Source organism: Gilliamella sp. B2717 (assembly GCF_026536675.1).
Lineage (GTDB): Bacteria > Pseudomonadota > Gammaproteobacteria > Enterobacterales > Orbaceae > Gilliamella > Gilliamella apicola_I.
The window spans coordinates 1-5,273 of record NZ_JAFNNQ010000074.1 but is presented as its reverse complement, the minus strand read 5'-3'; the positions used below and the strand labels follow the sequence as shown (position 1 = coordinate 5,273).

Sequence of the window (5,273 nt, the reverse complement as noted above, 5' to 3'; positions counted from 1 at the left end):
AGCAGCACTTATCCCCAGACAAGGTAAATGCCGGGTCCAGTTATGTTTTTTCATCTACTTTATTTCCTTTCTTTTTAAGGTCAATTGCTTTATTTTTTTATAATTAAATTTATTTATTAGGTTTTATTGACTAAATTGTTATTCTGCTGACCAATCAAAACAATAATTTATAATCAATTGTTTTTTTAAAAGAAAAACACCTAATTAATGAAACAATAGTTCAACTTATTACTCAATTTTTGGGCTAGCAAAAATGATAAATTTTGAACATAAACTTCTTATCCCTTGATTCAAAACGATTTTTTGAGAAGCGGGCAATTTAACAAAACAAAAATTTTTTTACATATTTTTTTCAAATATTTTCGCAATTATATATTGATCACAAAAAACGATCAATACATAACAACATGATCGCAAAAAACTATCATTACCGCATATAACTATTTTTATTAAGATTAATTACGTATAAAAACATGTACTCATTACTTTTAAAATTAAAAAAACAGATGCTAATTAATAACAATATCAATATTTAATTACATAATTTTGCTTATTGATCTTGATTAGACACTATTGGATATTTAACTTTGTAAATTAATCAGCAAAATTTTAAAAAAATCAAAAAAATTTGTTTTCAATTAATGCATTACTGATACAAATCCATTTAATAAATTAAGATAAAGAATTCAATTACAACCAAACTTTCGGATGAGTAAAAATTTTTAAATGTTGCACATTCATTTCATCTCTATTCGTTTTTAATGATCAGAAAAATTAACAAAACAAGCGTTTTTTACAGATAATTTTCAAATATTTTCACAATTATACATTGATCGTAAAAAACGATCAATTTAAACAATTAAAATCAATAAAACCTATTAATTTAAGTATAACTATTTTTAATTTTGCTTAGTGAAGTATGAAAAGAAGCATTAAATTATTTTAACAATCTGATAAATAGATAGTTATTTACAATAATCCTGTAATGACATGACTAAATAGTAAAAATAAGTAGTTTGTAAATGCGAGATGATAGGTAAAGAAATGAAGTATATCTTCTGGATGTCTATTGATTAATATTATTGAATCCGTCTTGAAATTTCAATTTACATAAAAACAAAAAGCACCAACAAATTAGGTGCTTTTGACTCAATTATTGACTCGATATTATTTTTTCAATCTGGCAATCTTTTTACGGATATTAGCCGCACGATCTGATGAAGAAGGATGACTACTTAATAAGTCAGAATTACCACCACCAAGTTTTTCAAAACTCGTTGCAAGCCCTACTGGATTAATGTTTTTCTTAATTAAGAAGTCAAAAGAGTAGTTATCAGCGTCTTTTTCTTGTTTTTGTGAAAATTGAGAGTTAACCACAGCGGTGGCTAAAGCTCCTAATTTAGATTTTGATAGCGCAGTTACCGCCGCGTTCCCAGATGAAGCAACAGCATCACGCGCTATCTCGGTAGCATAAGCAACTTGCATTGCTTTTTTAGTGTGCCCTAAAGCAACATGGCCTAATTCATGCCCTAAAACACCCTGAATTTCATTGTCATTCATGTTATCCATTAAACCACTATAAACACGGACACAACCGTTAGCCATTGCCCATGCATTGATATCTTTAGTTAGATATACTTTATATGTGATAGGTGTTCCATTTATGTTATAGCCAAGTGTTTTGGCAATTTTATTCAATCGTTTAGTATAAGCACTGTTGGCAGACGCAATTTTTGCTTTTGAATCCATTTGAGCACATGCATTAGCGCTGAGTGTTTTTATTTCATCGTCACTAAGTGTTGCTGCTTGAATGCCACGCATACCTAGATCAGTCATATTATCTATACTGTTACAACCGACTAATGACATTGCTGCAACCAAAGGAAGCGCAATGGATAATGTATTTTTGAGATTTTTCATTTTGTTTTCCTTATTTTAAATATAATTACTTTATTCCTAACCTTAGCTAGGCAGCGAAAATTTTAAACTAACTTTAATAATAAGCAATAAATAATTACTTGCTTACTGGTATTATGAGATTTAGACTAATGCCTATTTTTTTCAGACATAGCTATTATGAAACTATCCGACTTTAATTTTTTACTTCCCAAAGAACTTATTGCAAAGCACCCTTCTCAAACAAGAAGTGACTGTCGACTTTTATCTTTAAATGGTCATACAGGAAAGATTGAACACGGAGTTTTCACCGATATTATCAATAAAATTAATCCCGGTGATTTACTTGTTTTTAATAATACTAAAGTTATTCCTGCCCGTTTATTTGGTAAAAAAGTTTCGGGAGGAAAAATTGAAATTTTAGTTGAACGAATTTTGAATGATAATCGTGCCCTTGCCCATATAAAAGCATCAAAATCACCTAAAGAAGGTACCGAACTTTTATTAGGAGATGATGATTCAATTAAGGTGATTATGGTGGCAAGACATGATACTTTATTTGAACTTCAATTTCCTGATGATGTATTGACTATTTTAAATAAAATTGGTCATATTCCTTTACCTCCTTATATTGATCGCCCTGATGATGAACAAGACCGTGAAGTTTATCAAACTGTTTACAGTAAAGTGCCTGGTGCAGTTGCTGCACCTACTGCGGGGCTCCATTTTGATGAACCTCTATTAAAAAAATTGAAAGATAAAGGCGTTGAAATGGCTTTTGTTACTTTGCATGTTGGTGCAGGTACATTTCAGCCCGTAAGAGTTGAAAATATTGAATCGCATATAATGCATGCCGAGTATGCAGAAGTCCCCGAAACAGTTGTTGAGGCAGTGTTAGCTTGTAAAGCTCGTGGTAATAAAGTTATCGCCGTGGGCACAACATCGGTTAGAGCACTTGAAAGTGCCGCCCAAAAAACAGGCACTATTGCGCCTTTTTTTGCCGACACTCAGATTTTTATTTATCCCGGCTACCAGTTTAATGTGATCGATGCATTAATCACAAATTTTCATTTACCCGAATCGACATTAATTATGTTAGTTTCAGCCTTTGCTGGTTATGAAAATACAATGAATGCTTATCAACAAGCCGTTAACGAAAAATATCGTTTTTTTAGCTATGGTGATGCGATGTTTATTACTGGCAAACAAATTTAATTGGTGAGTTTTTAAAATTTGCCAATCGAAGTAGTAACCATTTACCCATTGATTGGCAAACGAAGAAAACATTATTACTTAATATTCTTCAGTTTTTGTGAAATATGATTAATTCGTGTTGATATTGCAGGATGCGATGTTAAATCGACATCATTATGTACCGGCATTTTCATCAGCATGCTAATCAGTGCGGCAGAGTTTAATTTTTGTTTACGTAACATCTCGATCGCATAATTATCCGCATCAATTTCATTTTGCTGAGCGGTCTCGTTTCTTATCATTACAACTGTTTTATTCGCTTTATCATAAATTTCAATATAAGGGGCATGTTGGAATGAGTGTATCGCATGTTTTAGCGCAATGTGTCCTTGTTCATGAGCAATTACCGCCAATAGCTCATCATCGGTTAACAGTTTAATCAATCCGCTGTTTAAGCGTATACAACCATTTGCTGATGACCAAGCATTAGGCTTTGTATTGAGATAAACTTTATAATTTAATTGAAGATGATTAATCGTGTTAGGCAGATATTGAATAAGACGATGAAGTCGTTGACTCATCACATGATCATGAGCTAGCACAATAGATTGCTTATCTTCATCACGACAAACTTGTTCGTTAAATTTTAGGATATCCTGCTCAGATAACGCGACAATTTGTTTAGAAGAAAGAATAAATTGCGGTTTATTAAGTTGGCTTTGACAACCTGTTATCATGAATAAAATTAAAAATGACAATGATAGAATAATGTATCTCAAAATTTTTAAAATCTCTCCAAATGTTGTCTATTGCAAGTGATCACGATAAACTAGGCGCCGAAATTTAATAATACGACGACGTATTATATCAATAATTTGCGCCAAACTGTTTATTTGGTCGCACGAGGTTAACAAGACATGAAATTTGAATTAGATAATACTGACGGACTTGCTCGTCGAGGACGTATGAAATTCGATCGCCGTGGCGTCGAATACACCGTTGAAACACCTGCATTTATGCCTGTTGGTACTTATGGTACTGTAAAAGGGATGACACCTGAAGAAGTCGCCGCAACTGGAGCCCAAATCTTATTAGGTAATACCTTTCATCTATGGTTACGACCCGGACAAGAGATTATGCGTAAACATGGTGATTTACATGATTTTATGCAATGGCATGGCCCTATTTTAACCGATTCTGGTGGGTTTCAAGTTTTTAGTTTAGGTGATATTCGTAAAATTAAAGAAGAAGGCGTTTATTTTCGTAATCCAATTAATGGCGATTCAATCTTTTTATCGCCTGAAATTTCAATGGAAATTCAATACGACCTTGGTTCTGATATTGTGATGATTTTTGATGAATGTGCGCCTTTTCCTGCGGAGTGGGACTATGTCAAAAAATCGATGGAAATGTCATTACGCTGGGCAAAACGAAGCCGTCAACGTTTTGATGAACTTGGTAATAAGAATGCATTATTCGGTATAGTTCAAGGTGGTATACATCAAGAATTACGTGACATATCCATTAAAGGATTAACCGAAATAGGCTTTGACGGATATGCTGTGGGTGGATTAGCCGTTGGTGAACCGAAAGCGGATATGCATCGTATCTTAGAAGGCACTTGCCCTCAATTACCGGCTGATAAACCGCGTTATCTAATGGGCGTTGGCAAACCTGAAGATTTAGTTGAAGGCGTACGTCGTGGTATCGACATGTTTGACTGTGTCATGCCAACCCGAAATGCTCGTAATGGACATCTTTTTGTAACCAACGGCGTTATTAAGATTCGTAATGCCAAATATAAAGATGACACAACACCACTTGATCCTGAGTGTGATTGTTATACCTGTAAAAATTACACAAAATCTTATCTTCATCATTTAGATAAATGTGGTGAAATTTTAGGTGCTCGACTCAACACTATTCACAATTTACGCTATTATCAACGTTTAATGGCAGAGATTCGAGAAGCGGTTGCTAACAAACGTTATGAAGAATTTGTTACCGAATTTTATCAACGTATTGGCAAAACACCAGCCCCTTTTACAAAATAAAAAATTATCATCATAATTTTTAGGTGAAACTCTTGACACATCGAGGTTAGCGCAGTATTATGCGCATCCTAACGGCGAGTAGCGCAGCTTGGTAGCGCAACTGGTTTGGGACCAGTGGGTCGGAGGTTC

Annotated in this window: 4 protein-coding genes; 2 read left to right on the top strand and 2 right to left on the bottom strand. The window is 33.6% G+C overall.

All coding sequences use genetic code 11. The annotated features are described in order from the left end of the window. Positions 1-1,167: 1,167 nt before the first annotated feature. Positions 1,168-1,920, bottom strand: coding sequence for a M48 family metallopeptidase (locus J3U35_RS06800; protein WP_267360416.1), 753 nt, complete (start codon positions 1,918-1,920; stop codon positions 1,168-1,170). A gap of 156 nt (positions 1,921-2,076) precedes the next feature. Between J3U35_RS06800 and queA the strand changes: the two genes are divergently transcribed. Further along, on the top strand, positions 2,077-3,111 hold the full coding sequence (gene queA / locus J3U35_RS06795; protein ID WP_267360414.1) for a tRNA preQ1(34) S-adenosylmethionine ribosyltransferase-isomerase QueA: 1,035 nt from the start codon (positions 2,077-2,079) through the stop codon (positions 3,109-3,111). A 74-nt stretch (positions 3,112-3,185) separates the two neighbouring features. Here queA and J3U35_RS06790 read toward each other — a convergent pair whose 3' ends face one another. Then, complete coding sequence (locus tag J3U35_RS06790; protein ID WP_267360412.1) at positions 3,186-3,827, bottom strand: M48 family metalloprotease; 642 nt, start codon at positions 3,825-3,827, stop codon at positions 3,186-3,188. Between the two features lie 180 nt (positions 3,828-4,007). On the opposite strand from J3U35_RS06790, the gene tgt reads away from it, so the two are divergent. Then, positions 4,008-5,144 (top strand): tRNA guanosine(34) transglycosylase Tgt, encoded by a 1,137-nt coding sequence (gene tgt / locus J3U35_RS06785; protein ID WP_220215899.1) that lies wholly within the window; start codon positions 4,008-4,010, stop codon positions 5,142-5,144. Positions 5,145-5,273 lie beyond the last annotated feature (129 nt).

Excerpts from the sequence above, each read along its gene's own strand:
- J3U35_RS06800 (WP_267360416.1), bottom strand. The coding sequence starts at position 1,920 with ATGAAAAATCTCAAAAATACATTATCCATTGCGCTTCCTTTGGTTGCA.
- queA (WP_267360414.1), top strand. The coding sequence starts at position 2,077 with ATGAAACTATCCGACTTTAATTTTTTACTTCCCAAAGAACTTATTGCA.
- J3U35_RS06790 (WP_267360412.1), bottom strand. The coding sequence starts at position 3,827 with ATGATAACAGGTTGTCAAAGCCAACTTAATAAACCGCAATTTATTCTT.
- tgt (WP_220215899.1), top strand. The coding sequence starts at position 4,008 with ATGAAATTTGAATTAGATAATACTGACGGACTTGCTCGTCGAGGACGT.